The following is a 24,568-nucleotide window of genomic DNA, read 5'->3' as shown; positions in this document are numbered from 1 at the left end:
CGCCCACGCCTCCAGGGATGACCATGGGACGAACCGGCGCTCCATAGGCGGCAAGGCCCTCGGATGCAAGGAAAAGTGCGGGTCGGCGGGGTGCCGTGCGCGGCTAGTCGATGCGCTCGACCGGCAGGCCGCGGCGGCGGGCATAGTCGATGACCGACCGGTCGCCGTCGAGATGGCCCGCGCCGACCGCGACGAAGACGGTGCCGGGGGTCTCGAGCCGCGCCTCGATCCAGTCGACCCAGTTGCGGTTGCGGGCATAGAGGAGGCGTTCGAGATATTCCTCGGTCATCCCGGGCGCCGCCTCGGCATGATGGGCGACGATGGCGGGGCCTTCGGTGGCGAGCAGCGCTTGCAGGCCGAGCGGGCGGCCGGTGCGCCAGCGTTCGAGCATGGCGTTCCATTCGGCAACGCTTTCCTCGGGGCCGGCCTCGTGGCGGGCGAACCAGCTGTCGAGCCAGGCATCCTGCAATTCCTGCGAATAGTCGTCGGACATCTGCACCTGGAAGCGGAGCGTCTCGAGCGCCCCGTGCGGTTTGCGCATCGCGTCGAACTGCATCTCCAGCTCTTCCTCGACGCCGCTGTCATCCTCCTCGCCGGCGCTTTCGCCGAGCAGGCCGTCGAGCAGGCCCTCGACCAGCGCCCAGCTGTCGATCTTGTCGTAGAAGCTCTCGGGCAGGGGCATTTCCTGCGCCGCCAACAGACGGTCGAGGGTGGGGTGGTAGCGCGGGTCGAGCCGCTCGCGCAGCGGCGGATTGGACGGGTCGAAGGCGGCCTCGGCGACATAGCCGATCATCTCGAAGATTGGCGGCTCGCCAGGACCGATCTCGGTCACCAGCATGTCGGCATCGGCGATGGCGCGGGTTATGCGCGCATCCTGCCAGCAGGTCGCAGAGGGCAGTGAATGGATGGTGCCGAACAGATAGATGCGGCTGTCGGCATCGGCCACGCGCCACAAGGCGGGGCGCGGCGCGGCGACGTCGTCGGCGAAACAGTGGCCCTTGGGGTTGGTCTTGGCCTTGATCAGCGACAGGTCGGCCTGCGCCGCCGCGGGGCTGGCGGCGAAGAGGGCGGCGGCGGCCGCGGCCGTCGCGACCGGGGCGAGGGCGGGAAGACGCATCACTTGATCCCCCTCACTCGCCCAGCCGGACGACCTCGTTGCCAGCGGCCTCGAGCATCAGGATGACGCTGTCGCCGCCCGCCAGATGCCCCGCGCCGACCGCAACGAAAACGGTGCCCGGGCGGTCCATGCGGTCATCGAGCCAGTTGGCCCAGTTGCGGTTGCGGCGGGTGAGGATGGCGCTGCGGATCTCGCTGCCCATCGGCATGCCCTCGTTGAAGGTGGCGGCGATGGAGTCGGTGTCACCGCGCGTCCATGCCTCGAGCATGGCGCCGAAGCTGGCCTTGGTTTCCTCGGTGGTGACGATGGTCGATTCGAGGAAGATGCGCTGGGCGTCGGCGGACATGGTGTCGAAATAGGAGAGCTGTTCCTCGTTGGTCTCGAGCTGCTCGATCGACTTGCCCGAAAGGGCGAAGGCGGTTCGCAGGTCGTTCTCGACGCCCGCCTCGGCGGTGAGGCCCAGTTCGGCGGCGGTCTGGGCGAAGAGGGTGAGCCCCGCGACCCAGCTTTCCATCAGGTTGAAGGCGGCCATCGGCTGGCCCGATTTGGCGATCTTGGCGAGGAGCAGCGCGCGTTTGTCGGGGCTGACGCGCTGGTCGATCGGGGGCAGGCCCTGCGACATGCCCATGCGCGCCATGAGGAGGCCGAGTTCGGTGGGGTCCTCATTGTCGATGATGGTCTCGACGACGAGCGTGTCGGAAGCGGCGATGGCGCTGTCGATGGTCGGCGTGCGCCATTCATAGTCGGCGGGCAGGAGGTGGAAGGTGCCGAACAGGTAGATGGTGGTGTCGGCATCGCGCATCACCCAGATGGCGGGATCGACCGCTTCCACCGTGTCGGCGGCGCTGCGCGGCTCGTCGATCGAGACGGCGGCCTCGCGGTCATAGTCGTCGAGCCCGGCGGTGGTGGTGGTGCAGCCGGCGAGGCCGAAGGCGATGAGCCCCGTGAGGGCAGTGGCGTTACGCAAGTCGTCTCTCCTCGTCTGCAACGAGAAAGGGCGCCCCCCGCGACGGGGAGCGCCCTTCACTCGCCGGTCTTGCCGGACAGGATGCTAGTTCATGCGGCGCGAGGCAATGCCCTTCTCGCCGAGCATCACCTGGACGCTGTCGTTACCCATGAGGTGACCCGCGCCGACCGCGACGAACACGGTGCCCGGCTCGTCCATGCGCGCATCGATCCACTCGGCCCACTTGGCGTTCCGGTTGGTCAGCATGGCGTCGTAAAAGGCCTCGCTCTGGTCGTTCATCTCGCTGAAGAGCTCGACGAAATGCGCCTCGTCACCGGTCTTCCAGGCGGCGAGCATGGCTTCGAGCGTATCGTCCATCTCGTCGATCTCGGCGAGGGTCTGTTCGAGCATGGCGAGCTGCTCTTCCTCGGGGATGGAGGCGGTGAGCACTGCCATCTGCTCTTCCATCGTCTCGAGCTGGTGGATCGGCTTGCCGTCGGCATTGGCGGCGGCGATGATCGTCTTGTCGACGCCGAGGCCTTCCTCGAAGCCCATGCCCGGCATGAGGCCGGCGGTCAGCGCGATATTGGCAAAGCCCGGCTTGAACATGTCGAAGGCCTGCGCGGGGGCACCCATCTGGGCCAGTGTGGCGTGCAGCGCGGCACGGCCTTCCTCCGACAGTTCGGCCGACAGCGGGGTGCCGGTCATGTCGATGGCATATTTCATGATGAGCGGCTGCATCTCGGCGGGATTTTCCGGCGGGACCAGTTCGACGACGACCTGGTCGGCGGCGTCATAGGAGGTCTTCACCTCGTCGTTGAACCATTCGACGCCGGCCTTCATCGCGTGGAAGGTGCCGAACAGGTAGATGGTGGTGTCCTCGTCCTCGACGACCCAGATGGCGGGATCGACGTTGACGGCCTCGACAGCGGCTTCGGTCGCGGCGGCTTCGCCATGATGGTCGGCGAGCGCGGGGCTGGCGACGAAGGCGAGGGCGGCGGCGGTGGCGGCAAGGCCGGTCTTGAAACGCTTGGTCATTGAATAATCCCCTACTTTTATTGGTTTAATGGTTATCGAACAGGGTGTGCCGATCAACGGAAACGGTGATAGGCATATGCGATTAGGGTCAGGGTGAAGTATCCGAGCCACAGTATCTCGTGGCCGGGTTCGGGCAGGAAGCCGCCGCGCCACAGGGCGTACCAGGCGGGGTAAAGACAGATGAGCGCGAAGCCGCCGGCCTGCATGCCGAAGGCCTGGTGCGCATATTCGAGCTCGTCGGCGGTGCGGGTCGCGGTCAGCATGAGCAGCGGCATCACGAGGAGCACGCCCACGGCTACCGCGATGGCGAAGGCGGGCGGCCAGCTGCGGCCCTCGGCAAAGGCGTCCTCGCCGCCGGCCGACAGGACGCCGAAGCCCACGCCGATCCCCATGCCGAGCAGCAGTGCCAGCACGATGACGATTTTCTGGAGGCGCACGCGGCGGGCCTCGCGCGCTTCGCCGGTGGTCATGGTGTCATTCGGAGTCATCGAAAATCTCTTCAATGGGTTTGTCGAACAGCCTCGCGATCCTGAAGGCGAGGGGGAGCGAGGGGTCGTGCTTGCCGGTCTCGATGGCGTTGACCGCCTGGCGCGAGACATCGAGACGCCCCGCAAGCTCGGCCTGGCTCCAGCCGTTGATGGCGCGCAGCACCTTGAGCTGGTTCTTCACGGGGCGGCTAGAGGACCGTCGCGAGGAGCGCGCCCACCGCATAGCCGGCACCGAACAGCGCGGCGATGACGGCGAGGGCGACGAGGACCTTGCGCAGCGGCCGCGTCGACAGGTCGATCTCGATCCCCTTACGGCGGGCTTCTTCAGTCATGTTTGCATTCCCTTTTGTCAGGTTATGCTGACACTATGTCGCGATTCGCTGACATTGTCAACATGACCTGACATTTTGTCGCTACAACCTCACTTTCGAGGCGGGAGGCGCGGGCTGCTTGACGAGGACGCGCGGGGCCGCCAAAGCCTCCACCATCATGCTGAGCTTCCAAGACCTTATCCTGCGCCTGCACGCTTATTGGAGCGCGCAGGGCTGTGCGATCCTCCAGCCCTATGACATGGAAATGGGGGCGGGGACCTTCCATCCGGCGACCACGCTGCGCGCGCTGGGGCCCAAGCCGTGGAAGGCCGCCTATGTGCAGCCGTGCCGCCGCCCGACCGACGGGCGCTATGGCGAGAACCCCAATCGGCTGGGGCATTATTACCAGTATCAGGTCATGCTGAAGCCGAGCCCCGAGAACCTCCAGGAGCTCTATCTTGGCAGCCTTGCCGAGATCGGGGTGGATCCGCTCAAGCATGACATCCGCTTCGTCGAGGATGACTGGGAGAGCCCGACGCTGGGCGCCTGGGGCCTCGGCTGGGAAGTGTGGTGCGACGGGATGGAAGTCACCCAGTTCACCTATTTCCAGCAGGTCGGCGGCTTTGACTGCAAGCCGGTCGCGGGCGAACTCACCTACGGGCTCGAGCGGCTGGCGATGTACATCCAGGGCGTCGACAATGTGTTCGACCTCGCCTTCAACAATGATGGCGTGACCTATCGCGACGTCTTCCTTGAGAACGAGAAGCAGATGTCGAAATATCATTTCGAGGTGGCCGACACCGACATGCTGTTCGACGCCTTCAAGAAGGCCGCGGGCGAGGCGGAGAACTGCCTTGCCAATGCGGTGCCGCTGGCCGCCTACGAGCAGGCGATCAAGGCGAGCCACATCTTCAACACGCTGCAGGCGCGCGGCGTGATCTCGGTTGCCGAGCGGCAGGCCTATATCGGCCGCGTGCGCGACCTCGCGAAGGGGGCCTGTGCCGCCTGGCTCGAGCATGAGTTGAAGGAGGCGGGACAGTGAGCGGCATTGGGAGCGACTTCCTTCTGGAGCTGTTCTCGGAAGAGATTCCGGCGCGCATGCAGGCGAAGGCCCGCAAGGATCTGGAAGCGCTGTTCACGCGCGAGCTCGCCGAAGCTGGGCTCAAGGCGGAGAGGATCCGCACCTATTCCACGCCGCGCCGCCTTGCGCTGATCGCGAGCGGGCTGCCGAGCGAGACCGAAGCGGTGCGCGAGGAGACCAAGGGGCCGCCGACGGCGGCGCCCGAGCAGGCGGTCGAGGGCTTCCTGCGCAAGGTCGGCCTCACCAAGGACCAGCTCGAGGTGCGCGACGTGAAGGGGCGCGACACCTATTTCGCCGTGGTCGACAAGCCGGGGCAGCCGACGGCCGAGATCCTCGGGCCGGCGATCGCCAATATCGTGCGCGATTTTCCTTGGCCCAAGTCGATGCGCTGGGGCGCGGCCTCGGCCTCCTCGTCGAGCCTGCGCTGGGTGCGTCCGCTGCACCGCATCGTCGCGATGCTGGGCGAGGAGATCGTGCCTGTCGAGGTGGAGGGCGTTGCGTGCGGCGCCGCCTCGCTCGGCCATCGCTTCCACCACCCGGGCGAAATCACCTTCGGCGGGGCGCATGACTATGTCGAAAAGCTGCGCATGGCGCATGTGCTGGTCGACCATGCAGAGCGCGAGACGATCGTTCGCGATGGCGCCAAGAAGGCCGCCGAGGGAGCGGGCTACAGCCTCATCGAGGACGAGGGGCTGGTGATCGAGAATGCGGGGCTGACCGAATGGCCGGTGCCGCTCTTGGGCAAGTTCGATCCCGACTTCCTCGACGTGCCTGAAGAGGTGATCCAGCTGACCGCGCGCACCGACCAGAAATATTTCGTCATGCGCGATGATGCGGGCAAGCTCGCGCCGGCCTTCATCTGCACGGCGAATATCGAGAGCTCGGACCCCGAAGCGGTGGTCAACGGCAACCAGCGCGTGCTCGCCGCACGCCTGTCGGACGCGCGCTTCTTCTGGGAGAATGATCTCAAGGTGCCGCTTGAGAGCCTGTCGCCCACGCTTGACCAGATAGTATTCCACGAGAAGCTCGGCACTGTCGCCGACAAGGTCGACCGTATCGCCAAGCTCGCCCGCTGGCTGGCTGAAGAAAAGATCGTGGATGCCGATCCCTACCTTGCGGAACGCGCCGCACGCCTATCTAAGAACGATCTCGTCACTGGGATGGTCGGTGAGTTTCCTGAATTGCAGGGCATCATCGGTGGGCATCTTGCACGAGCGCAAGGTGAACCCGATTCAGTCGCCGACGCGATCCGAGACCATTACAAACCAGTTGGGCCGGGCGACGCAGTGCCTACGGCACCAGTAACGATCGCGGTGAGTATTGCCGATAAAATTGATAGCATTTCTACCTTTTTTTCTATCAACGAAAAGCCTTCTGGTTCCAAAGATCCGTTCGCTATCAGGCGTTCCGCTATCTCAGTTTTGGCTCTTCTTACCTCAAACAATCTTCGTTCGCCTCTTGGCGAGATAGTTCTTCAACCCGTCGTCACATTGCTCGAGCAATTACTTGAAAATCTTGAAAGCCGCTTGGATGAGTCCACTGAGAAACTGAACGCAGCCGAGGCGCTTGAGCAAGCCGCAGACAATAGCGATGGCTTCACAAAAACTTGGCTATTCGCGCGCGCAATGAAGATCAGGAACAGCAAAGAAGACAGGTCGCCTTTCGAAGCTGGGAAAGTCGACGTTCGAGTGGGTGGCGAAAAAACTGAGGAGTTCGCTGACGAACTGCTCGCCTTCTTCGCCGACCGCCTCAAGGTGCAGCAGCGCGAGGCGGGCGTGCGTCACGACCTTATCGATGCGGTGTTCGCGCTGGGCGGGGAGGATGATCTCGTCCGCCTGCTCGCGCGGGTGAAGGCGTTGCAGGCGTTCGTCGAGACCGACGCTGGCACCGACCTGCTCGCCGCCTACAAGCGTGCCTCGAACATCCTCAAGAAGGAGGGCGTCGAGGGAGATGGCAGCATTCCCGGGACACTCGAGCAGACGGGCGAGGAAGACCCGCTCGCGCTGGTCGGCGACAGTGCGGCCTTCGACCATGCGGTGGCGCAATGGGACCATGAGAGCCTGCAGGGCGAGGAAGCCGCGCTGGCCGATGCGCTCGTCAAGGCGGGGCCGATGGTGCGCCAGTCGCTCGAGGACGAGGATTTCACCAGCGCGATGGAAGCGCTGGCGAGCCTGCGTGGGCCGATCGACGCCTTCTTCGAGGAAGTGATCGTCAATTCGGACGTCGAAGAAGAGCGCAAGCGCCGTCTCGGCCTGCTCGCGCGCTTCCGCAGCCTTGCCGACAGCATTGCCGTGTTCGGGAAGATCGAGGGCTGAGCATCAAGCACCGTCCGGGGGGCGATGCGACTGCGAAGCGGCAACAAAGACTGCCGACCGCACGGACTTGCCGACGGCGAGGCTGATCAGGTCGCCGGATCGGCCTTGTCGTTGCTGCGCAGCGCGGCGGCGCGCAGGCTGTCCTTTTCGCGCCATTCCTTCTCGGCGGCGGCATAGTCGGCCTCCACGCTCTCGCGGCGGGCTTTTTCCGCGCGGTAGCGTTCCTTCCACTTGCGCCCGCCACCGGCGAGCAGGAAGGCACCGACGAGGATCCCCATCACGAAGACGAGGCCGATGATGATCCATTGGTCCTGCGTGAATGAAAACATGGCTTTTCCCCTTTGAAGCGCCAACCGCGCAAGCGGGCAGGGGGTTCCGTCACGCGGCCGCAACGAGCCTTGATGACAAAGGGGCGGGACAGGGGGCCCGAACGGAAACTGCCGCCCCGCACCGGAGTGCGAGACGGCAGTCCCTTCCCCCCACCAGGGAAGCTTGGTGGATCGCGAACGACTAGCTGGTGAAGTTGTCCGAGATCGAGCAGGCGGCCGGGCCGAGAATGACCACGAACAGGCACGGCAGGATGAAGAGGATGAGCGGCACGGTCATGATCGCCGGCAGGCGCGCGGCCTTTTCCTCGGCGCGCATCATGCGCTCGTTGCGGAATTCGGCCGACAGGACGCGCAGCGCCGAGGCCAGCGGCGTACCGTATTTCTCGGTCTGGATCATGGTCGTCACGACCCCGCGCACGGCTTCGAGATCGACGCGGTTGGCGAGGTTCTCGAAGGCGATGCGGCGCTCGGCGAGGAAGCCCAGCTCGATCGCGGTCAGGCCGAATTCGTCACCCAGTTCGGGATAGGCCTTGCCCAGTTCCTTCGACACGCGGCTGAAGGCGGCGTCGACGGTGAGACCGGCTTCGGCGCAGATGACGAGAAGGTCGAGCGCGTCGGGCAGGCCCTTCTGGATCGCCTTCGAACGCTTGTCGACCTTGTTGTCGAGCCACAGGTCGGGCGCCTTGTAGGCCAGGCCCACGGTGCCCGCGACGGCGAGATATTTCTTGAGCGCGCCCCAGTCGGGCTTGATGTCGACGATGTAGATGAGGACGACCGCGACGATGCCGAGGACGACCGGCAGCACGAAGCGGGCGAAGATGATGAAATAGGCCAGTTCCTTGGAACGGATGCCGGCCTGGCCGAGACGCTTCTGCGTTTTCTCGACCTGCTCGCCTTGGAGCATCTTGAACTGTGCCAGCACGCCGCGCACGCGGTCGGCGGCCTGGTTCTTGTTGGTCAGCTTCTTGCGCTTGTTGGTCGAGGCGACGATGCCCGCTTTCAGCTGTTCGCGGCGGTCATTCAATGCCTTCACGCGCTTGGCCATCGGGTCCTTGACCGTGGTCGCCGCATAGATGGCCGTGAGCACGGCAAAGACGGCGACGGCGGTCAGGAGGGTGGCGACGTGGAGGACGTCGATACCGAGGATGGTGGGTCCAGTGGTTTCCATTGTTCTCTTTCCCGCTCGTCAGATTTCAAACCGGACCATCTTGGCCATGATCGCCACGCCGATGGACATCCACAAGAGGCCGCCCATGCCGGCGATCATGAGGCGTTCGTCCGAGAAGAAGTTCATCATGTAGTCGGGGTTCACCATCATGATCAGCGCGAAGACGATGAAGGGCAGCGAGCCGACGATGTAGGCCGAGGCCTTCGATTCCGAGCTCATCGCCTTGATCTTGAGCTTCATCTGCTGGCGCTTGCGCAGCACGTCGGCGAGGTTGGCGAGGGTCTCGGCCAGGTTGCCGCCGGTTTCGCGCTGGATCGACAGCGTGATCACGAAGAACTGGAATTCGGGCGTGTTGAGGCGGTTGGCCACCTCCTGCAGCGCCGCTTCCATCGTGGTGCCGACTTTCATCCGGTCGGAGACGACCTTGAACTCGTCGGCGATGGGACCGCGGATTTCGTTGGCCACGACGCCGAGCGTCTCGGTGATCGGCAGGCCCGAGCGCAGGCCACGCACCATCAGTTCGATGGCGTCGGGGAAGTTCAGGTTGAACTTGGCCATGCGCTTGTTGATCATCATGCCGATCGCCATGTGCGGGATGCCGACACCGGCAAGGATGCCGAGCAAGAGCGCGAGGACGATGGGCGCGCCCTGGAGCGCGAGGACGCCGGCGATGACCACGAAGATCGCGGCGTTGAGCATGGCATATTTGCCAAGGTCGATATTCTTGCCGGTGCGCTGGATACGCGCGCGCATCAGTTCGGGGCGCGGGACCAGCGTGGAGAAGACGCCGTTGACGCCGCCCTGCTTGCGGTCCGCCATGAGCTTGCGGATCTGCATCTGGGCGTTGGCCTTGAGGGCGCCGCCCGCCGCATGGCGCTCGCGCACCATTTCCATGCGGCGCTTCGCGGTCTTCTGGGGGTTGGGCCCCTGGAAGGCGAACACGCCGAGGAGGATGGCCCCGAACAGTCCGGCAATCATGACATACAGCATGGGCGTGACCCCCTAGGTAAACTTCGAACGGGAGGAGGCGGGCGGCATGGGGGCCGCCCGCCCGGTCCCTGACTGGTTACGCGGCTTCGCTCTTGTTCAAGAGACCCTTGAAGCTGTCCATCAGCGAGGACTTGGTCGCGCTGGCGGCCGAAACCACTTCGCCGCCGTCCTCGCTCGAGGTGCTGAGCACCATGTTCGAGAGCTTGGCGAAGGGCTGGGCCAGCTTGCCGGTGGCGATTTCGGCCAGCGGCTTGCCCAGCTTGGCGGCCTGCGCGGCGGCCTTCGGGTCGGCGGGGAAGACGATGTCGACCTCGCGTTCGATCGACTGTTCGAAGTCCTTGCGGCTGATCTCGAGCGCACCGCCGGTCGGCACCGCATTGGCGGCGACGATCACCTTGGTCTGCGGCGCGTTGGACTTGAGCCAGGCGAGCAGGCGGATGGTGTCGCGGGTCGCGGCCAGCGTCAGTTCCGAGACCACCACCGCGACATGGGCATCATGGACCATGTGCGGATACTGGATCAGCATGTGACGCGGCGTGTCGATCACGGTCGATTCAAACGCGGTCTTCATTTCTTCCTGCAGCTGGAAGAAGGCGGTGCCGTCGGTGATCAGCGGCTGGCTGATCGGCGCTTCGGCCGAGAGGACCGAGAGACGCTCGTTGGCACGGACCATGGCGCGTTCGATGAACAGGCCGTCGATACGGCTAGGGTTCTCGATCGCGTCGGTGAGGCCGCGCCCAGGCTCGAGGTCGAGCGCCAGCGCGCCGGTGCCGAAATGGATGTCGAGATCGAGCAGGGCCGTCGAACGGTTGGCCTTCTCGCCGAGCATCCAGGCCAGGCTGGTGGCGATGGTCGAGGCGCCGACGCCGCCGCGAACGCCGATGACGGCGCTCATGACATGGGGCTTTTCGACCTGCGCTTCGCCGCGCGGACCCGACAGGATGGCCTGTGCCTGCGCGAAGGTCTCGCGCAGCTGGTCGACGGTGAAGGGCTTGAGGAGATAGTCGTGGATGCCGCTGGCGACGAGGTCGCGATAGAGGCGCACGTCATTGACCTGGCCGGCGGCGATCACGATCGTGCCCGGCTCGCAGACCTCGGCGAGGCCGTTGATGTCGGTCAGCGGGTCGGCGCTTTCGCTAAGGTCGACGAACAGCACGTTGGGGCTGGCCGAGACGGAGAGCGACTGGACCGCGTTGCGAAGGCCACCCTTGTTGACCTTTTCGGGGCTCCAGCCGTGCTCGACCGCGACGGGGCGCAGCATGTCGGCGGTTTCCTCGTCGCAGACGAAGGCGGTGAAAGGTTCGCGCAGACCGGCGCGTGCTTGGAACGGAGCGTTCATCTTACTGACCCCCCTGAGTGTTGATGGCTTCGAGCTGACCACCGTCGCCGGTCGGCTTGGTGTCGCGATAGGACTGGACGGCGCGGGCCGAGGTGCGGGTGTCGGCGACGCCCGAGCCCTCGCGGCCGTAGACCAGGTCGTTGGGGTTGGCGATCATGGCCGCCAGCGCCCCGTTCACCCCGCAGCCGAAGTTCGGGTGCGAGCGGTTCTGGTAATCGGGGCTCGAGGGCCGCTCCCAGTTGGGGCAGTTCGGGACCGAGGCGGTCGCACGACCGACGATCACGCGCACCGCGCTGGCGGGGATGTTGCCCGCGGTCACCGGCGCGCCGTCGGCGAGCAGGAGACCGTAGCGGCCGGCGAGGTCGGCGACCGAACCGCGCGCCGAGCTGGCCATCGGGCCGTCGAGATAGACGACATCGCCATATTGCAGGCCGAGCGAGTCGAACCAGGCCACGAGACGCGCCTGTTCGGAGGCGGGCAGGGTGCCGCCCGGCGCCGCGACGTCGAAGGCATAGTTGGTCTGGGCGACCACCGGCACGTTGACCGCGTTGAGGCTGGCGGCGTCCTGGCGACCATCATAGACGGCGGTCTGGCAGGCCGACAGGCCGGTCATGGCAACGGCGGCGAGGAGCATTTTCTTCATCATGGGATCAAACCTTCCTGTGACCGCGCGTTAGAGGCTGAAGCCCGGCTGGGCGGGAGCGGCGAGGGCGGGCTGGGCCGCCTGGGCCGCGCCGACACGCGCCGAGGGAATGACGCCCTGCGGACCCGAGACACCGGTGTAATGCTGGCCCTCGATGATGCGCTCGGCATCGTTCGGGTGACGGTAGCCGTCGGTGGGCAGCGGGATCCGGCCCGAGACCGGGCGGACGAGATAGGGCGTGACGATGATCACCAGCTCGGTCTCGTTCTTGCGGAAGCTCGAGGAGCGGAACAGCGCGCCGAGGATCGGCAGGTCGCCGAGGAACGGCGCCTTCGAGATGTTGTTCGAACCGTTCTGGCGCAGGAGGCCGGCGATCATGAAGCTCTGGCCCGAGCCCAGTTCGACGGTCGTCTCCGCACGGCGGGTGACCAGCGCGGGGATCTCGTAGCCGTTGAGGCGGATCGCGCCTTCGGTCGACAGTTCCGAGACCTCGGGGCGCACGCGCATCGAGATGCGGCCGTCGGCGAGGACATAAGGGGTGAAGGCGAGGCCGACACCATAGGACTTGTACTCGATCGAGAGCGCGCCCAGCGTCTGCGAGATCGGGATGGGGAATTCACCCCCCGCGAGGAAGCTCGCGGTCTCGCCCGACAGCGCGGTCAGGTTCGGTTCGGCCAGCGTGGTGACGAGGCCGTCGGTCTCGGCGAGGTCCAGCGTGGCGATCATGTCGAGGCCGAGCAGGCCGCCGGCGATGCCCAGCGTGGTGGCGCCGTTGTTGGCGACCTGGAACGGATCGGTCGTGAAGCTGCCGGAGCCCTGCGAGATGCCGATACGGCTCGAGCCGGTCGAATCCGAGCTGAGGAGATTGACGCCGACCGACTTGATCAGCGAGCGGTTCACCTCGGCGATGCGGACCTTCAGGTTGACCTGCAGCGGGGTCGCCTGGCGCAGGCGGCTGACGACCTCGGTGGTGTCGCCGACATAGGCGCGGACGAGCCGCTCGGCTTCCTGCGCATCCTCGGGGCTCGCGACGGTGCCGGTGAGGAGCAGGAGGTTGTTCATCGGCGTGGCCGTGATGTTGGCCTCGGGCATCGCCATGTCGAGCATGGCGTCGACCGAGCTGATATTGTTGCCGACCTGGACCTCGGCGGCATAGACGACTTCGCCCGATGCGCCGGTGGCATAGATGGTGGTCTTCCCCGCCGCTTCGCCGAAGATGTAGATCTGGCGGTTCGAGCGCACGGTCACGTCGGCGACGCTCTCATCAGCGATGAAGATGTCGTTGATCGCGCCCGGCAGGCGGACCAGCGTGCCTTCGCCGGTGGCGATGGTGAGCGTCTCGCTCGGCTGGATTTGCTGCACGGCGTGGGCGGGAGCGGTCATGGCGACCGGCGAGAGGGCGAGCGCGGCAACCGCGGCGCACAGACCCAGCTTGGTGGACTTGAAGACGGTCATCTTAGTTGCTCCCGACAGGCACGACGGTGATGGTGTTGCCACGGGCAACCCGGACGCTGGGGCCGGCCGGCACGGCAGCCGTGGCGGCACCGGCAGCCGGCGCGGCGGTCGCGGCGGGCGCGCTGCTGCGGCGGCGCGACGAGGCGGTCGGATCGCCCTCGCGGACAAGGCGCGAGACCTGGCCACCCGTGGTGTAGGTGGTGTTGGTGTCGACGGGGCGGTTGGCGACCTGCAGCAGGATGCGACGTTCCTCGTCGGGCGTGGCATCTTCGGGCATTTCGACTTCACCCGAGGCGACGGCGCGTTCGAGTTCGGCGGTGTTGTCGGCGATCGAGCGCAGGATCAGCGACAGCTGGCCCAGCTTCTGCGCGACGTGGATTTTCTCGGCGAGCTTCGGGGTCACCTCGAGGGTGGCGGCCGATGCACCGGGGTTGGGCGCCTGGACACCTTCGGCGTTCTTCGAGGAGACGCTCTGGTTGATGGCGAGGACGCGGACGTTGCGGATGATCGTTTCCGAGGCGTTCACCGAGCCTTCGTCACCGGCAATCGAGTGCGTCACGACGACATCGACGCGGTCGCCCGGGAAGATGAAGCCGGCAACGCCGGTGGTCGCCGAGATGGGCACCGAGATGGCGCGCATGCCGGGGCTCAGCGCGGCGGCGAGGAAGCCACGATCGTTGGGACCGACGAGGGCACCGCGGGTGATCGGCTGGCCGGCCGTGATCTCGTTGCGAACCACGGTACCGATCAGCGCGGCAGGATCGGCGTCCTGGTCGGCTTCGGTATAATAGTGGTTCTGGACGAGCTCTTCGGGCCAGGGCTGGAAGGTCAGCGCCTCGGCATCGATGATGGTGCCCACGGGCAGGGGCTTGTTCGCCACCATGACCTTGGGCCCCTGCGGCACGGCGGCCGCCTCGGCTTCGGCAGCAGCTTCGCCGCTGTACAGGTTACGGGCCATGAAAGCGGTGACCACCGCAATGACCAATGCTCCAACGAGCAGCAAGACTTTCTTCGCGTTCATGGCGCTCTCGCCTCCCCCACTTGGGTCTATTCAACTGTGCCTAGCTATCCGGCAAAATGGTTAAGAAAGCGTTGGGTGAGTAACCACAATGCGCCGACCGCAATGGCGACGCCGTAAGGAACCTCGGCTTTCCCGTCTTTCTGCCGGATCTTATGGTTGATAAATGCTGCCATCGAGACGAGCCCGCCGGCGATCGACATGATGACGAAGAACTCCACCGTGCTGGTCCAGGGGAACCACAGCGCCAGCGCGGCGGCCAGTTTCACGTCGCCGCCGCCCATCACGCCAAGCGCGTACATGCCGGCGAAGATGGCGAAGACGAGCACCGCCATGCCGAGCCGGATGAGCGCGCCCGTCAGGCTGATGTCGATCGACACCCAATAGGCCAGCGCGCCGAGGATCGTCGCGCCGACGATCCAGTTGGCGATGCGGTAGGTCTGCACGTCGCGCACCGCCATGTAGAGCATGAGCAGCGCGAGCCCGGCATTCAGCAGGAAGGTAAAGTCGGCATTCATCATGTCGCTAAGGTCTAGACGGCGGGCCTTTCCAAACCGTAACCAGCGGGCCGTGAGCGAGGAAAACGCCTCAGATGTCCTGATCGTCGGGGCCGGGATTGCCGGCCTTGCCCTCGGCGCGCACCTTGCGCGGGCGGGGCTGTCGGTGCGCGTGCTCGAGGCCGAGGAACGGCCGGGCTATCATGCGACGGGGCGCTCGGCGGCCTTCTGGCTCGAAAGCTATGGCGGCGCGGCGGTGATGCCGCTGACCGCCGCCAGCCGCGGTTTCCTCGACCAGCCGCCCGCCAATTTCTCCGCGCGGGGATTCTTGAAGCCGCGCGGGGCGATCCACCTGGCGCGGGGCGGCGATGAAGCGGCGTTCGATGCCTTGCCGCCCGGCACGGCGACCGAGCGGCTGGGCCCCGAACGGCTGCGCACGATGATCCCGGGACTGCGCGAGGACTGGAGCCTCGGGCTTGCCGAGCCCTCGTGCCGCGAGATCGATGTCGCGGGGCTGCACCAGGCCTATGCCGCCTCGCTGGCGCGGGCCGGCGGCACGGTGACCTGCGGGGCACGCGTCGCCGACGGACGGATCGAGGACGGGCGCTGGACGGTGCGGACCGAGGACGGGCGCGTCTTCCATGCGCGCGACCTCGTCAATGCGGCGGGGGCGTGGGTCGACGAGGTCGCGGGCGCCTGCGGCATCGCGCCTTTGGGCTTTACCCCGATGCGGCGCACGATGGTGCAGCTGAGGATCGAGCGCGAGGGCGTGGCGGACCTGCCGCTCGTCAGCGATGCGCGCGGCACTTTCTATTTCCGCGGGGAGGGGACGGACAGCGTCTGGCTCAGCCCGCATGACGAGACGGCGAGCACCCCGTGCGATGCCGCGCCCGAGGAGCTGGCGGTGGCGGAGGCGATCGCGCGGCTGGAAGAAGTGGTCGATTGGAAGATCGCGGCGGTCACGCGCAAATGGGCGGGGCTGCGCACCTTCGCCCCCGACCGGCTGCCGGTGATCGGGCGCGATCCCGGTTGCCCGTCCTTTTTTTGGTATGCGGGGCAGGGGGGCACGGGCATCCAGACCCAGCCCGCCGCCGCCGCGCTGGCGCGCGCGCTGTTCCTCGGCAAGGCACCGACGGGGACCGCCAAGGGCCTCACGGCGCGGGCATTCCTGCCCGAGCGTTTTCGCTAGCTAGCGGATCGCCTCGGCGGCAGCGCAGGCGAGCTCGTCGGCGCGTTCGTTCTCGGGATGGCCGGCGTGGCCCTTCACCCAATGCCATTCGACCATGTGCGGGGAGGCGGCGGCGGCGAGGCGCTGCCACAGCTCGGCATTCTTGACCGGCTTTTTCGCGGCGGTCTTCCAGCCGTTCTTCTTCCAGCCGTGGATCCACTTGGTGATGCCGTCGCGGACATAGACGCTGTCGGTGGTCAGGTGGACCTTGCACGGGCGCTTGAGTGCCTCGAGCGCGGCGATGGCGGCCATCAGCTCCATGCGGTTGTTGGTGCTGTCGGCTTCCGAGCCGGACAGTTCCTTTTCATGGGTCCCCGAGCGCATGATCGCGCCCCAGCCGCCGGGACCCGGATTGCCCTTGCAGGCACCGTCGGTGAAAATCTCGACTTCTTGCATGGGGTTTCAGGCAACCAGCGTGCGGGGCAGCTTGAAGACCATATTCTCGTCGACGTGGCTGACCTCATGTTCGGTCACGGCGAAGCGGTCGCCCAGCGATTCGACGACCTCGCGAACGAGGATCTCGGGGGCGGAGGCGCCTGCAGTGATGCCGACACGGGCGGGCGTGCCCATCCACTCCCAGTCGATGTCGGCGGCGCGCTGGATAAGGACGGCGGGCGTGCCGAGCCGGTCGGACAGCTCGGCGAGGCGGCGGCTGTTCGACGAGTTGGGCGCGCCGATGACGAGCATCTTGTCGACCTGCGGGGCGATCGCCTTGACCGCCGCCTGCCGGTTGGAAGTGGCGTAGCAAATGTCCTCGCCCTTGGGGCCCTGGATCGCGGGGAAGCGATCCTTGAGCACGGCGATGATCGCGTCGGTGTCGTCGACCGACAGGGTGGTCTGGGTGAGGAAACCGAGGCATTCGGGGTCCTCGACCGTGACGCTGCGCGCATCCGCCTCGGTCTCGACGAGGGTCATGTGGCCCTCGGGAACCTGTCCGAAGGTGCCGATGACCTCGGGGTGGCCGGCATGGCCGATGAACAGGATGTGGCGCCCCGCCTCGATCATGCGCTCGGCCTGGCGGTGGACCTTGGAGACGAGCGGGCAGGTGGCGTCGAGATAGTCGAGCCCGCGCGCCTCGGCCGCCTGCGGAACCGCCTTGGGCACGCCGTGGGCGGAAAAGACGACGGGGCGGTTGGCGGGCACGTCGTCCAGCGTCTCGACGAACACCGCGCCGAGGCCGCGCAGCCGGTCGACCACGAACTTGTTGTGGACGATCTCGTGGCGGACATAGACCGGCGGACCGTAGCGCTCGAGCGCCAGTTCGACGATCTTGATGGCGCGGTCGACGCCGGCACAGAAACCGCGCGGCGCGGCGATCAGGACTTCAAGGGCGGGGGCAGTGCTCATGGGGGGCGATGTAAGCGATTGCTTGGCAAGCGTGAAGGGGCTTCCTATGGAGGAGCGGACTTTCCACGAATTTCGAAGGTGTAACCGATGGTTCGCAAGCTGCTTCTCGCCACGTCCTTTTCGCTGATTCTCGCCGGTTGTTCGGGGGAAGGGCGGATCGAGAACGGGGGTATCGTCCAGCTGCGCAGCCTTTGCCCGCAGGTCGCCATCCCCGCCGGCACCGGCTCGGTCACCCTGTTCGACCCCGCCGGTTCGACGCAGGCCAATGCGATCGACGTGACCGCGGCGATCACCAATCTCGACGACCAGTGCTACGAGGACAGCGAGTTCGTCACCTCGAACGTGACCTATGACGTCTATGCCTCGCGCCGCGATGCCGGCCCCGCGCGCAGCGTCGTCCTGCCGATCTTCAACACCGCGGTGCAGGGCGGCACCGACGTGATCGCCAAGCGCGTCGGCTCGGTGCAGCTCGACTTCGCCGACGGCCAGACCCGCACCAGCGCGCGCGGCCAGGCGAGCATCCGCGTCGCCCGCTCGGCCGTCACCCTGCCGAGCGAGGTGCGCCGCGAGCTGACCCGCAAGCGTCGCCCGGGCGAAGTCGATGCCGCGATCGATCCGCTGTCCAAGCCCGAGATTCGCGATGCCGTCGCCCGCGCCAGCTTCGAACAGCTCGTCGGCTTCCAGCTCAATGATGCCCAGCTGCGCTACAACGCGACCAAGTAAAATATTCGCGCGCCCTCGCGCACGCGGGCGATTGACAGTGCGGGGGCGCGGGGCCAAAGCCTGAGCCGTCTCCGGTGCTGCCCCACGCTGCACCGGGGGGCCATGCGGGAGAGACCGTCCAAAAGACGGCGCCGAAGGAGCAACCGCCCCCGGAATCTCTCAGGCAAAAGGACCGTCTGGCCCCGGTGACAGTCTGGAAAGCGCGGCGCGCCCGTCAGGGATCGCGACGCCACCGAAGGGGAAGGCGAGGCCCGCTGGCAGGAGAGGCGGCAGGCCCATCGTCGAAACTCTCAGGTCCAAAGACAGGCGGGGGTCCGGTACTTGACCGGCATGCGGGGGATGACCCCGTGTGCCTCGGACCTTGAAAGGCCTGCGCATGACCAAGTCCCTTCCCCTCGACAGCTGGCATGTCGCGCAAGGCGCGCGGATGGTCGAATTCGCCGGCTATGCCATGCCGATCCAATATGAGGGGATCATCGCCGAACATCGCTGGACCCGCGAGCATGCCGGCCTGTTCGACGTTTCCCACATGGGCCAGCTCGTCGTGAAGGGCGAGGGCGCGGCAGACGCGCTCGAGGCGCTGATGCCCGGCGACTTCAGGATCCTGAAGCCCGGCCGCGCGCGCTATTCGATGCTGCTCGCCGATGATGGCGGCATCCTCGATGACCTCATCGTCACCAAGGTCGAAACGCCCGAGGGCGTACAGTTCGCCGTCGTCGTCAACGGCGCGGTCAAGCATGACGACATCGCCTATATCGAGAAGCACCTGCCCGAAGGCGTCAGCCTCGAACATTTCGAAGACCGCGCGCTGCTCGCGCTGCAGGGGCCCGAGGCCGCCGCGGTGCTCGAGGGCATCGTGCCGGGGGTCGGCGAACTCGCCTTCATGCAGGGCGCGGGTTTCATGTGGGAGGGCGACTTCCTGTGGATCAGCCGCTCGGGCTATACCGGCGAGGACGGTTACGAGATTTCCATCTCGCCCGAACAGGTCACCGCCTTTGCCGATGCGCTCATCGCTGACGAGCGCGTCAAGCCGATCGGGCTCGGCGCGCGCGATTCGCTGCGGCTCGAGGCGGGGCTGCCGCTCTACGGTCATGACCTTGATCCCGAGATCACGCCGGTCATGGCCGACCTCGGCTTTGCCATTTCCAAGCGCCGCCGCGAGGAAGGCGGCTTTCCGGGCGCCGAGCGCATCCTGAAGGAGCGCGAGGAAGGCGCGCTGGTGAAGCGCGTCGGCTTCTTCGTCGACGGGCGCCAGCCGGTGCGCGAGGGCGCGCCGCTCCTCGACGGCGAGGGCAATGTCGTCGGCAAGATCACCTCGGGTGGCTTTTCGCCCAGCTTGGAGCGGCCCATCGCCATGGGCTATCTGGCCACGCACCTCGTCGATGATGACGCGTTCGTGAAGGCCGAGCAGCGCGGCAAGCTTTTCGACGTGACGGTGACCGACATGCCGTTCGTCCCGCACAATTATCATCGCAAGCAGGGGAAGAAGTGATGACCCTCTATTACACCAAGGAACATGAGTGGCTGCGCGTCGAGGGCGATGTCGCCACCGTCGGCATTTCGAACCACGCGCAGGAAGCGCTGGGCGACATCGTCTTCGCCGAAGTGCCCGAAGCGGGCCGCACCGTGGCCAAGGGCGACGATGCCGCCGTGGTCGAGAGCGTGAAGGCGGCCAGCGACGTCTATGCGCCGGTCTCGGGCGAGGTTGTCGAGGGCAATGAGGCGCTCGACGGCGACCCCAGCCTCGTCAACTCGGATCCCGAGGGCGAGGGCTGGTTCTTCAAGATCAAACTGTCGGACCCGTCGGAGCTCGAGGGCCTGATGGACGAGGCCGCCTACAAGGATTTCCTCGGCACTCTCTAGGCGCGACCGGCGCGACAAAGGATGAAGTGATGCGATACCTGCCGCTGAACGAGGCCGACCGGGCCGCCATGCTCGAGAAGGTCGGTGCCGCCAGCATCGATGATTTGTTCGTCGATGTGCCCGAAGAGGCGCGGCTCGACGGGCCGATCCACGGCCTGCCGATGCACGCCTCCGAAATGGCGGTGGAAAAGCATATGCGCCGCCTGTCGAAGAAGAACCTCGCGGCGGCGGATGCGCCCTTCTTCCTCGGCGCAGGGGCCTATCGCCACCATGTGCCGGCGAGCGTCGATCACATCATCCAGCGCGGCGAGTTCCTGACCGCCTACACGCCCTACCAGCCCGAAATCGCGCAGGGCACGCTGCAGATGCTGTTCGAATTCCAGAGCCAGGTGGCGCGGCTCTATGGCTGCGCGGTGGCCAATGCCTCGATGTACGACGGCTCGACCGCCTGCTGGGAAGCCGTCGCGATGGCCAGCCGCATCGCGCGTGGCAAGAAGAAGAAGGTCGTGCTCTCGGGCGCGCTCCACCCGCATTATGCCGAGGTAGTGCGGACGATGGCCAAGTTCACCGAGGACGAGATCGCGGGCGCGCCGCCGAGCCTCACGCCGCGTCCCGACGATGACGGGCTGATCGCGCGCATCGACGACAATACGAGCTGCGTCGTCGTGCAATATCCCGACATCCTCGGGCGCATCCCCGATGTGGCCCGCATCGCCGATGCCGCACATGAGAAGGGCGCGCTGCTCATCGTCGTCAACACCGAGCCCGTCGCATTGGGCGCGATCGAGGCGCCGGGCAACCTTGGCGCCGACATCGTGGTGGGCGAGGGGCAGGCGATCGGCGTTGGCCTCCAGTTCGGCGGGCCCTATCTGGGGCTGTTCGCGGTCAAGGACGAGAAGCATGTGCGCATGATGCCGGGCCGCCTGTGCGGCGAGACGGTCGATGCCGAGGGCAAGCGCGGCTTCGTGCTCACCCTGTCGACCCGCGAGCAGCATATCCGCCGCGAGAAGGCGACCAGCAACATCTGCACCAACTCGGGGCTCTGCGCGCTGGCCTTCAGCGTCCACATGACGCTGCTCGGCGAGAAGGGGCTGCGCAGCCTTGCCGCCGAGAACCACCGCCTTGCCTGCATCGCCGCCGACAAGCTTGCCGCGGTGCCGGGCGTCACGCTCCTCAACGAGCATTTCTTCAACGAATTCACGCTGAAGGTCGGGCGCGATGCACGCGCGCTGGTGCGCGAGCTGGCCGACAAGGGGATCCTCGCGGGCGTCTCGCTCGGGCGGCTCTATCCCGACAGCGAGGGGCTCGACGACGCGCTGCTCGTCGCGCTCACCGAGACGACCACCGAGGAGGATATCGACATCCTCTGCGATGCGCTGACGGAGGCGCTGTCATGACCAAGACCAACGAGAGCGGCTGGAAACCCGGCACCCCCGTCGAGGGCCATAACGCCATGAGCGGGCCCGACACGACCACCGGCAACCGCGCGCTGATGCTGGAAGAGCCGCTCATTTTCGAGATCGGCGATACCGAGACCACCGGCGTCGATTTCGAATATGCGGGCAAGCTCGCGCTGGCAGGCGTCGAGCAGCCGCCCGAGCCGACCCCGATGGGCGAGACGACGAGCCGCCTCGGTGGCTTCGAGCGCAAGGGCGCGATCGGCCTGCCGGGCCTGACCGAGCCCGAGACGGTGCGCCATTATACCCGCCTGTCGCGCCAGAATTACGCCATCGACCTCGGCCTGTTCCCGCTCGGTTCGTGCACGATGAAGCACAATCCGCGCCTCAACGAGAAGATCGCGCGGATGCCGGGTTTTGCCGACGTTCACCCGCTGCAGCCGGTCGACACGGTGCGCGGGGCGCTGGAGGTGATCAACGAGCTCGCCTTCTGGCTGGTGAAGCTGACCGGCATGCACAGCGTGGCGATGAGCCCCAAGGCGGGCGCGCATGGCGAATTGTGCGGCATCCTGTGCATCCGCGCCGCATTGGAGGCGAAGGGCGATGCGCGCGAGGTCATCCTCGTGCCCGAAAGCGCGCATGGCACCAACCCCGCCACCGCCGCCTTCGCGGGCTACCGGATCGAGAATATTCCCGCCAACAGCGACGGGCGCGTCGATCTCGACAAGCTGAAGGAGCGGCTCGGTCCTGACGTGGCGGGCGTGATGATCACCAACCCCTCGACGCTCGGCCTGTTCGAGCGCGACATGAAGGCGATCTCTGACGCGGTCCATGAAGCGGGCGGCTATGTCTATTGCGACGGCGCCAATTTCAACGCCATCGTCGGCAAGGTGCGCCCCGGCGATCTCGGCGTCGATGCCATGCACATCAACCTGCACAAGACCTTCTCCACCCCGCATGGCGGCGGCGGCCCGGGGTCGGGGCCGGTGGTGCTGTCGGAAGCGCTCGCGGCCTATGGCCCGCTGCCCTATACCGCGCGCACCAAGGACGGCGTCGTGCACCTCGTCGAGGAAGAGGATGCGGAAAGCTTCGCCAAGGAGCATTTCGGCGGGCCGCTGAAGCATTTCGGGCGCATGACCGCCTTCCACGGCCAGATGGGCATGTTCACCCGCGCGCTCGCTTATATCCTCAGCCATGGTGCCGACGGCTTGCGGCAGGTCGCCGAGGATGCGGTCCTGAACGCCAATTACATCCTCAGGAGCCTCGAGGACGTGCTCGACGCGCCCTTCGCCCATTCGGGTCCCTGCATGCACGAGGCACTGTTCAGCGACAAAGGCTTCGGCGAGGGCATCTCGACGCTCGATCTCGCCAAGGCGCTGATCGACGAGGGCTATCACCCGATGACCATGTACTTCCCGCTGGTGGTGCATGGCGCGATGCTGGTGGAGCCGACCGAGACCGAGAGCAAGGCCACGCTCGACCAGTTCATCACCGCGCTGCGCAGCGTGGCGGAGCGTGCGAAGGCTGGCGATGAAGGCATGAAGGCCGCGCCTTATTATGCGCCGCGCCGCCGCCTCGACGAGACGCAGGCCGCGCGCAAGCCCGTGCTTGCCTATAAGGAAGCCGTGCCCGAGGCCTCCTCCACCGGCATGGCCGCCAAGTATGGCGGCGGTTGATGGACTGGGAGACGCTCTTTTCGATCGTGGTCACCGGGGTCTTCGTTCCCTGGATCGTGCTCATCGCGGGGCCAAGGGGCCCGAAGACGCATGCGCTGATCTTCTATCTGGGGATCGGACTTCTCGCGCTGGCCTACAGCGTCGTGATCTTGGTCATGATGTTCTCGCCAGGCGGGATCGATTGGGCGTCCCTGGGGACAATCGAGGGGGTGAGATGCCTGTTTGCCAGTGACGCAGGCGTCACCCTCGGATGGATCCATTATCTCGCCTTCGACCTGTTCGTCGGCCAGTGGATCGCCAAGGATGCCGACCACAAGCTGGTCAATCGCTGGGTGCAGGCGCCGATCCTGTTCCTCACGCTCATGGCCGGGCCGCTCGGCCTGTTCATCTGGATGGTCGTGCGCGAACGGCGCGCGCGGGCAATGGCCGGCCTGAAAATGCGCGGATGACCGAGCCCTCACTGCCGCCTTACACGATGGAAGATCTCGGCACCGAGGCGCGCCGCGAGGCGCCCGCCGCGACGCGCAACGTGGGGCATATCGTCAAGGTGCTCGAACGCTGGCTGCCGGACGGGGGGCTGGTGCTCGAGACCTCGAGCGGGACGGGGCAGCATGCGCGCGCCTTTGCCGAACATTTCCCGCAACTCGACTGGCAACCTTCCGACATGGATCCCGCCGCGCTCGCCTCGATCGCGGCATGGCGCGAGGGCGGGCCCGACAATCTCCTCCCGCCGGTCGAGATCGACACGGGCATGGCCGACTGGCCGGTGGGCGAGGCCGATGCGATGCTGTCGATCAACATGGCGCATATCGCGCCGTGGGGCGCGACGCTCGGGCTTCTCGACGGGGCGGCGCGGCTGCTGGCACCGGGCGCACCTCTGATCTTCTACGGGCCATGGCTGGCGGAGGATGTCGAGACCGCGCCGAGCAACCTTGCTTTCGACGAGAGCCTGCGCGGTCGTGACCGCGCCTGGGGGCTGCGCAAGGTGGAGACGCTCGCGGTGGCCGCTGGCAAGCGCGGGCTGGAGCTTGCCGAACGGGTCGCCATGCCCGCCAACAACTTCATGCTGCGGCTCATTCGCAGGGCGTGATTTCGGCCCCGTTTTTAACCCGGCATTTACTCGCCCGCGCCTAATTTCGGGGCATGGACGAGAGCAACGCACCGCAGAACCGCAAGAGCCCGCGCTCGAGCTTCTACATGAAAGCCGCCCTCGAATGCGGGGGGCGCCAGAAAGAGGTGCGCCTGCGCAACCTGTCCGCCGAAGGCGCGCTGGTCGAGGCCGACAAGCTGCCGGTAGAGGGCTGCCGCGTGCTGTTCCGCCGCGAGGGGCTGTCGGTCCCGGGCCGCGTGGCGTGGAGCGCCAATGGCCGCGCCGGCATCGCCTTTGCCCAGGCGCTGGAGCCCGAAGTGGTGCTGCGCCATGTGCCCGCGCCCAAGATGCGTGCCCAGAGCGCGGCCAAGCGTCCGCCGGTGCGCACCAGCCAGCTCAGCGACGGCGAACGCAAGTTCGCGCAGGAGTGGCTGTTTGGCGGTCCCGGCGCCCAGATCGAGGACTAGGCCCGTCGTTCGGGCCGCGCGCAGCGGCCTTTTCGAAACGAA

General features: G+C 66.5%; 27 protein-coding genes and 1 riboswitch. Of the genes, 11 read left to right on the top strand and 16 right to left on the bottom strand.

Going from position 1 to position 24,568, the window contains the following annotated elements; all coding sequences use genetic code 11:
• Window positions 1–103: 103 nt before the first annotated feature.
• From NUW81_RS02815 to NUW81_RS02790, 6 genes are all read right to left on the bottom strand, one after another.
• Entirely contained in the window at window positions 104–1,117 is a 1,014-nt protein-coding gene (locus NUW81_RS02815) for a TraB/GumN family protein (RefSeq protein ID WP_245110216.1), read from the bottom strand.
• Window positions 1,118–1,130: 13 nt separating this feature from the next.
• Window positions 1,131–2,084, bottom strand: a complete 954-nt coding sequence (locus NUW81_RS02810; RefSeq protein ID WP_245110213.1) for a TraB/GumN family protein — start codon at window positions 2,082–2,084, stop codon at window positions 1,131–1,133.
• Window positions 2,085–2,168: 84 nt separating this feature from the next.
• Window positions 2,169–3,101 carry a TraB/GumN family protein gene (locus tag NUW81_RS02805; RefSeq protein WP_260508528.1) on the bottom strand — a complete coding sequence of 311 codons (933 nt, stop codon included), beginning with the start codon at window positions 3,099–3,101 and terminating at the stop codon, window positions 2,169–2,171.
• 53 nt (window positions 3,102–3,154) lie between these two features.
• On the bottom strand, window positions 3,155–3,589 hold the full coding sequence (locus NUW81_RS02800; protein ID WP_245110208.1) for a hypothetical protein: 435 nt from the start codon (window positions 3,587–3,589) through the stop codon (window positions 3,155–3,157).
• On the bottom strand, window positions 3,576–3,770 hold the full coding sequence (locus tag NUW81_RS02795) for a helix-turn-helix transcriptional regulator (RefSeq protein ID WP_312025049.1): 195 nt from the start codon (window positions 3,768–3,770) through the stop codon (window positions 3,576–3,578). The genes NUW81_RS02800 and NUW81_RS02795 overlap by 14 nt, the downstream gene beginning before the upstream one ends.
• Window positions 3,771–3,777: 7 nt before the next feature.
• Entirely contained in the window at window positions 3,778–3,921 is a 144-nt protein-coding gene (locus tag NUW81_RS02790) for a hypothetical protein (protein WP_245110204.1), read from the bottom strand.
• Between the two features lie 157 nt (window positions 3,922–4,078).
• On the opposite strand from NUW81_RS02790, the gene NUW81_RS02785 reads away from it, so the two are divergent.
• A complete protein-coding gene (locus NUW81_RS02785; RefSeq protein ID WP_245110201.1) occupies window positions 4,079–4,942 on the top strand; it encodes a glycine--tRNA ligase subunit alpha in 864 nt (287 codons plus the stop codon).
• The gene (gene glyS, locus NUW81_RS02780; RefSeq protein ID WP_260508527.1) at window positions 4,939–7,296 is read left to right on the top strand and encodes a glycine--tRNA ligase subunit beta; all 2,358 of its coding nucleotides are present in this window, start codon (window positions 4,939–4,941) and stop codon (window positions 7,294–7,296) included. The genes NUW81_RS02785 and glyS overlap by 4 nt, the downstream gene beginning before the upstream one ends.
• 86 nt (window positions 7,297–7,382) lie before the next feature.
• Here glyS and NUW81_RS02775 read toward each other — a convergent pair whose 3' ends face one another.
• From NUW81_RS02775 to NUW81_RS02740, 8 genes are all read right to left on the bottom strand, one after another.
• On the bottom strand, window positions 7,383–7,625 hold the full coding sequence (locus NUW81_RS02775) for a hypothetical protein (RefSeq protein ID WP_245110198.1): 243 nt from the start codon (window positions 7,623–7,625) through the stop codon (window positions 7,383–7,385).
• 181 nt (window positions 7,626–7,806) lie between these two features.
• On the bottom strand, window positions 7,807–8,793 hold the full coding sequence (locus NUW81_RS02770; protein ID WP_245110195.1) for a type II secretion system F family protein: 987 nt from the start codon (window positions 8,791–8,793) through the stop codon (window positions 7,807–7,809).
• A gap of 18 nt (window positions 8,794–8,811) precedes the next feature.
• Window positions 8,812–9,783: a type II secretion system F family protein gene (locus NUW81_RS02765; protein ID WP_245110193.1), complete on the bottom strand. Its 972-nt coding sequence runs from the start codon at window positions 9,781–9,783 to the stop codon at window positions 8,812–8,814.
• A 76-nt stretch (window positions 9,784–9,859) separates the two neighbouring features.
• Entirely contained in the window at window positions 9,860–11,122 is a 1,263-nt protein-coding gene (locus NUW81_RS02760; protein ID WP_245110190.1) for a pilus assembly protein CpaE, read from the bottom strand.
• A 1-nt stretch (window position 11,123) separates the two neighbouring features.
• Window positions 11,124–11,768 carry a CpaD family pilus assembly protein gene (locus NUW81_RS02755; protein ID WP_245110187.1) on the bottom strand — a complete coding sequence of 215 codons (645 nt, stop codon included), beginning with the start codon at window positions 11,766–11,768 and terminating at the stop codon, window positions 11,124–11,126.
• Window positions 11,769–11,795: 27 nt separating this feature from the next.
• Entirely contained in the window at window positions 11,796–13,220 is a 1,425-nt protein-coding gene (locus tag NUW81_RS02750; RefSeq protein ID WP_245110184.1) for a type II and III secretion system protein family protein, read from the bottom strand.
• Between the two features lies 1 nt (window position 13,221).
• Window positions 13,222–14,241, bottom strand: coding sequence for a Flp pilus assembly protein CpaB (gene cpaB, locus NUW81_RS02745; protein WP_245110182.1), 1,020 nt, complete (start codon window positions 14,239–14,241; stop codon window positions 13,222–13,224).
• Window positions 14,242–14,285: 44 nt separating this feature from the next.
• Window positions 14,286–14,759 (bottom strand): A24 family peptidase, encoded by a 474-nt coding sequence (locus tag NUW81_RS02740; protein WP_245110180.1) that lies wholly within the window; start codon window positions 14,757–14,759, stop codon window positions 14,286–14,288.
• A 49-nt stretch (window positions 14,760–14,808) separates the two neighbouring features.
• Here NUW81_RS02740 and NUW81_RS02735 point away from each other — a divergent pair, with 49 nt between their 5' ends.
• Complete coding sequence (locus tag NUW81_RS02735) at window positions 14,809–15,924, top strand: NAD(P)/FAD-dependent oxidoreductase (RefSeq protein WP_245110178.1); 1,116 nt, start codon at window positions 14,809–14,811, stop codon at window positions 15,922–15,924.
• On the opposite strand, the gene rnhA is transcribed toward NUW81_RS02735, so the two are convergent.
• Both rnhA and ispH read right to left on the bottom strand, forming a co-directional pair.
• Window positions 15,925–16,359, bottom strand: coding sequence for a ribonuclease HI (gene rnhA, locus NUW81_RS02730; protein WP_245110175.1), 435 nt, complete (start codon window positions 16,357–16,359; stop codon window positions 15,925–15,927).
• A gap of 6 nt (window positions 16,360–16,365) precedes the next feature.
• On the bottom strand, window positions 16,366–17,310 hold the full coding sequence (gene ispH, locus NUW81_RS02725) for a 4-hydroxy-3-methylbut-2-enyl diphosphate reductase (RefSeq protein ID WP_245110173.1): 945 nt from the start codon (window positions 17,308–17,310) through the stop codon (window positions 16,366–16,368).
• Between the two features lie 87 nt (window positions 17,311–17,397).
• Between ispH and NUW81_RS02720 the strand changes: the two genes are divergently transcribed.
• The 8 genes from NUW81_RS02720 to NUW81_RS02685 all read left to right on the top strand — a co-directional run bounded on the left by NUW81_RS02720 (window position 17,398) and on the right by NUW81_RS02685 (window position 24,526).
• On the top strand, window positions 17,398–18,033 hold the full coding sequence (locus NUW81_RS02720; RefSeq protein WP_245110171.1) for a hypothetical protein: 636 nt from the start codon (window positions 17,398–17,400) through the stop codon (window positions 18,031–18,033).
• A 95-nt stretch (window positions 18,034–18,128) separates the two neighbouring features.
• A riboswitch (glycine riboswitch) is annotated at window positions 18,129–18,218 on the top strand.
• 191 nt (window positions 18,219–18,409) lie between these two features.
• Window positions 18,410–19,525: a glycine cleavage system aminomethyltransferase GcvT gene (gene gcvT / locus NUW81_RS02715; RefSeq protein WP_245110169.1), complete on the top strand. Its 1,116-nt coding sequence runs from the start codon at window positions 18,410–18,412 to the stop codon at window positions 19,523–19,525.
• Entirely contained in the window at window positions 19,525–19,896 is a 372-nt protein-coding gene (gene gcvH / locus NUW81_RS02710) for a glycine cleavage system protein GcvH (protein ID WP_245110167.1), read from the top strand. The genes gcvT and gcvH overlap by 1 nt, the downstream gene beginning before the upstream one ends.
• A gap of 29 nt (window positions 19,897–19,925) precedes the next feature.
• On the top strand, window positions 19,926–21,293 hold the full coding sequence (gcvPA, locus tag NUW81_RS02705; protein WP_245110165.1) for an aminomethyl-transferring glycine dehydrogenase subunit GcvPA: 1,368 nt from the start codon (window positions 19,926–19,928) through the stop codon (window positions 21,291–21,293).
• The gene (gene gcvPB / locus NUW81_RS02700) at window positions 21,290–22,969 is read left to right on the top strand and encodes an aminomethyl-transferring glycine dehydrogenase subunit GcvPB (RefSeq protein ID WP_245110163.1); all 1,680 of its coding nucleotides are present in this window, start codon (window positions 21,290–21,292) and stop codon (window positions 22,967–22,969) included. Before gcvPA ends, gcvPB begins: the two co-directional genes overlap by 4 nt.
• Window positions 22,969–23,418, top strand: coding sequence for an ABA4-like family protein (locus NUW81_RS02695; RefSeq protein WP_245110161.1), 450 nt, complete (start codon window positions 22,969–22,971; stop codon window positions 23,416–23,418). The genes gcvPB and NUW81_RS02695 overlap by 1 nt, the downstream gene beginning before the upstream one ends.
• Window positions 23,415–24,059, top strand: a complete 645-nt coding sequence (locus NUW81_RS02690) for a DUF938 domain-containing protein (RefSeq protein ID WP_245110158.1) — start codon at window positions 23,415–23,417, stop codon at window positions 24,057–24,059. The genes NUW81_RS02695 and NUW81_RS02690 overlap by 4 nt, the downstream gene beginning before the upstream one ends.
• Window positions 24,060–24,112: 53 nt before the next feature.
• Window positions 24,113–24,526, top strand: a complete 414-nt coding sequence (locus tag NUW81_RS02685; protein WP_245110156.1) for a PilZ domain-containing protein — start codon at window positions 24,113–24,115, stop codon at window positions 24,524–24,526.
• The last annotated feature ends 42 nt before the right edge of the window (window positions 24,527–24,568 follow it).

The organism is Sphingomicrobium aestuariivivum (assembly GCF_024721585.1).
Lineage (GTDB): Bacteria > Pseudomonadota > Alphaproteobacteria > Sphingomonadales > Sphingomonadaceae > Sphingomicrobium > Sphingomicrobium aestuariivivum.
The sequence above is the reverse complement of the archived record's forward strand: the minus strand, read 5'-3'. Positions and strand labels throughout refer to the sequence as shown.

Bases quoted from the DNA above. Each gene is read 5' to 3' on its own strand.
- NUW81_RS02740 (WP_245110180.1), bottom strand. From the start codon at position 14,759: ATGATGAATGCCGACTTTACCTTCCTGCTGAATGCCGGGCTCGCGCTG.
- NUW81_RS02685 (WP_245110156.1), top strand. From the start codon at position 24,113: ATGGACGAGAGCAACGCACCGCAGAACCGCAAGAGCCCGCGCTCGAGC.
- NUW81_RS02805 (WP_260508528.1), bottom strand. From the start codon at position 3,101: ATGACCAAGCGTTTCAAGACCGGCCTTGCCGCCACCGCCGCCGCCCTC.
- NUW81_RS02760 (WP_245110190.1), bottom strand. From the start codon at position 11,122: ATGAACGCTCCGTTCCAAGCACGCGCCGGTCTGCGCGAACCTTTCACC.
- rnhA (WP_245110175.1), bottom strand. From the start codon at position 16,359: ATGCAAGAAGTCGAGATTTTCACCGACGGTGCCTGCAAGGGCAATCCG.
- gcvPA (WP_245110165.1), top strand. From the start codon at position 19,926: ATGCGATACCTGCCGCTGAACGAGGCCGACCGGGCCGCCATGCTCGAG.
- ispH (WP_245110173.1), bottom strand. From the start codon at position 17,310: ATGAGCACTGCCCCCGCCCTTGAAGTCCTGATCGCCGCGCCGCGCGGT.
- NUW81_RS02750 (WP_245110184.1), bottom strand. From the start codon at position 13,220: ATGACCGTCTTCAAGTCCACCAAGCTGGGTCTGTGCGCCGCGGTTGCC.
- NUW81_RS02800 (WP_245110208.1), bottom strand. From the start codon at position 3,589: ATGACTCCGAATGACACCATGACCACCGGCGAAGCGCGCGAGGCCCGC.
- gcvPB (WP_245110163.1), top strand. From the start codon at position 21,290: ATGACCAAGACCAACGAGAGCGGCTGGAAACCCGGCACCCCCGTCGAG.
- gcvH (WP_245110167.1), top strand. From the start codon at position 19,525: ATGACCCTCTATTACACCAAGGAACATGAGTGGCTGCGCGTCGAGGGC.
- NUW81_RS02695 (WP_245110161.1), top strand. From the start codon at position 22,969: ATGGACTGGGAGACGCTCTTTTCGATCGTGGTCACCGGGGTCTTCGTT.
- NUW81_RS02765 (WP_245110193.1), bottom strand. From the start codon at position 9,783: ATGCTGTATGTCATGATTGCCGGACTGTTCGGGGCCATCCTCCTCGGC.
- cpaB (WP_245110182.1), bottom strand. From the start codon at position 14,241: ATGAACGCGAAGAAAGTCTTGCTGCTCGTTGGAGCATTGGTCATTGCG.
- NUW81_RS02690 (WP_245110158.1), top strand. From the start codon at position 23,415: ATGACCGAGCCCTCACTGCCGCCTTACACGATGGAAGATCTCGGCACC.
- NUW81_RS02755 (WP_245110187.1), bottom strand. From the start codon at position 11,768: ATGATGAAGAAAATGCTCCTCGCCGCCGTTGCCATGACCGGCCTGTCG.
- NUW81_RS02785 (WP_245110201.1), top strand. From the start codon at position 4,079: ATGCTGAGCTTCCAAGACCTTATCCTGCGCCTGCACGCTTATTGGAGC.
- NUW81_RS02790 (WP_245110204.1), bottom strand. From the start codon at position 3,921: ATGACTGAAGAAGCCCGCCGTAAGGGGATCGAGATCGACCTGTCGACG.
- NUW81_RS02775 (WP_245110198.1), bottom strand. From the start codon at position 7,625: ATGTTTTCATTCACGCAGGACCAATGGATCATCATCGGCCTCGTCTTC.
- NUW81_RS02770 (WP_245110195.1), bottom strand. From the start codon at position 8,793: ATGGAAACCACTGGACCCACCATCCTCGGTATCGACGTCCTCCACGTC.
- NUW81_RS02720 (WP_245110171.1), top strand. From the start codon at position 17,398: ATGGTTCGCAAGCTGCTTCTCGCCACGTCCTTTTCGCTGATTCTCGCC.
- gcvT (WP_245110169.1), top strand. From the start codon at position 18,410: ATGACCAAGTCCCTTCCCCTCGACAGCTGGCATGTCGCGCAAGGCGCG.
- NUW81_RS02815 (WP_245110216.1), bottom strand. From the start codon at position 1,117: ATGCGTCTTCCCGCCCTCGCCCCGGTCGCGACGGCCGCGGCCGCCGCC.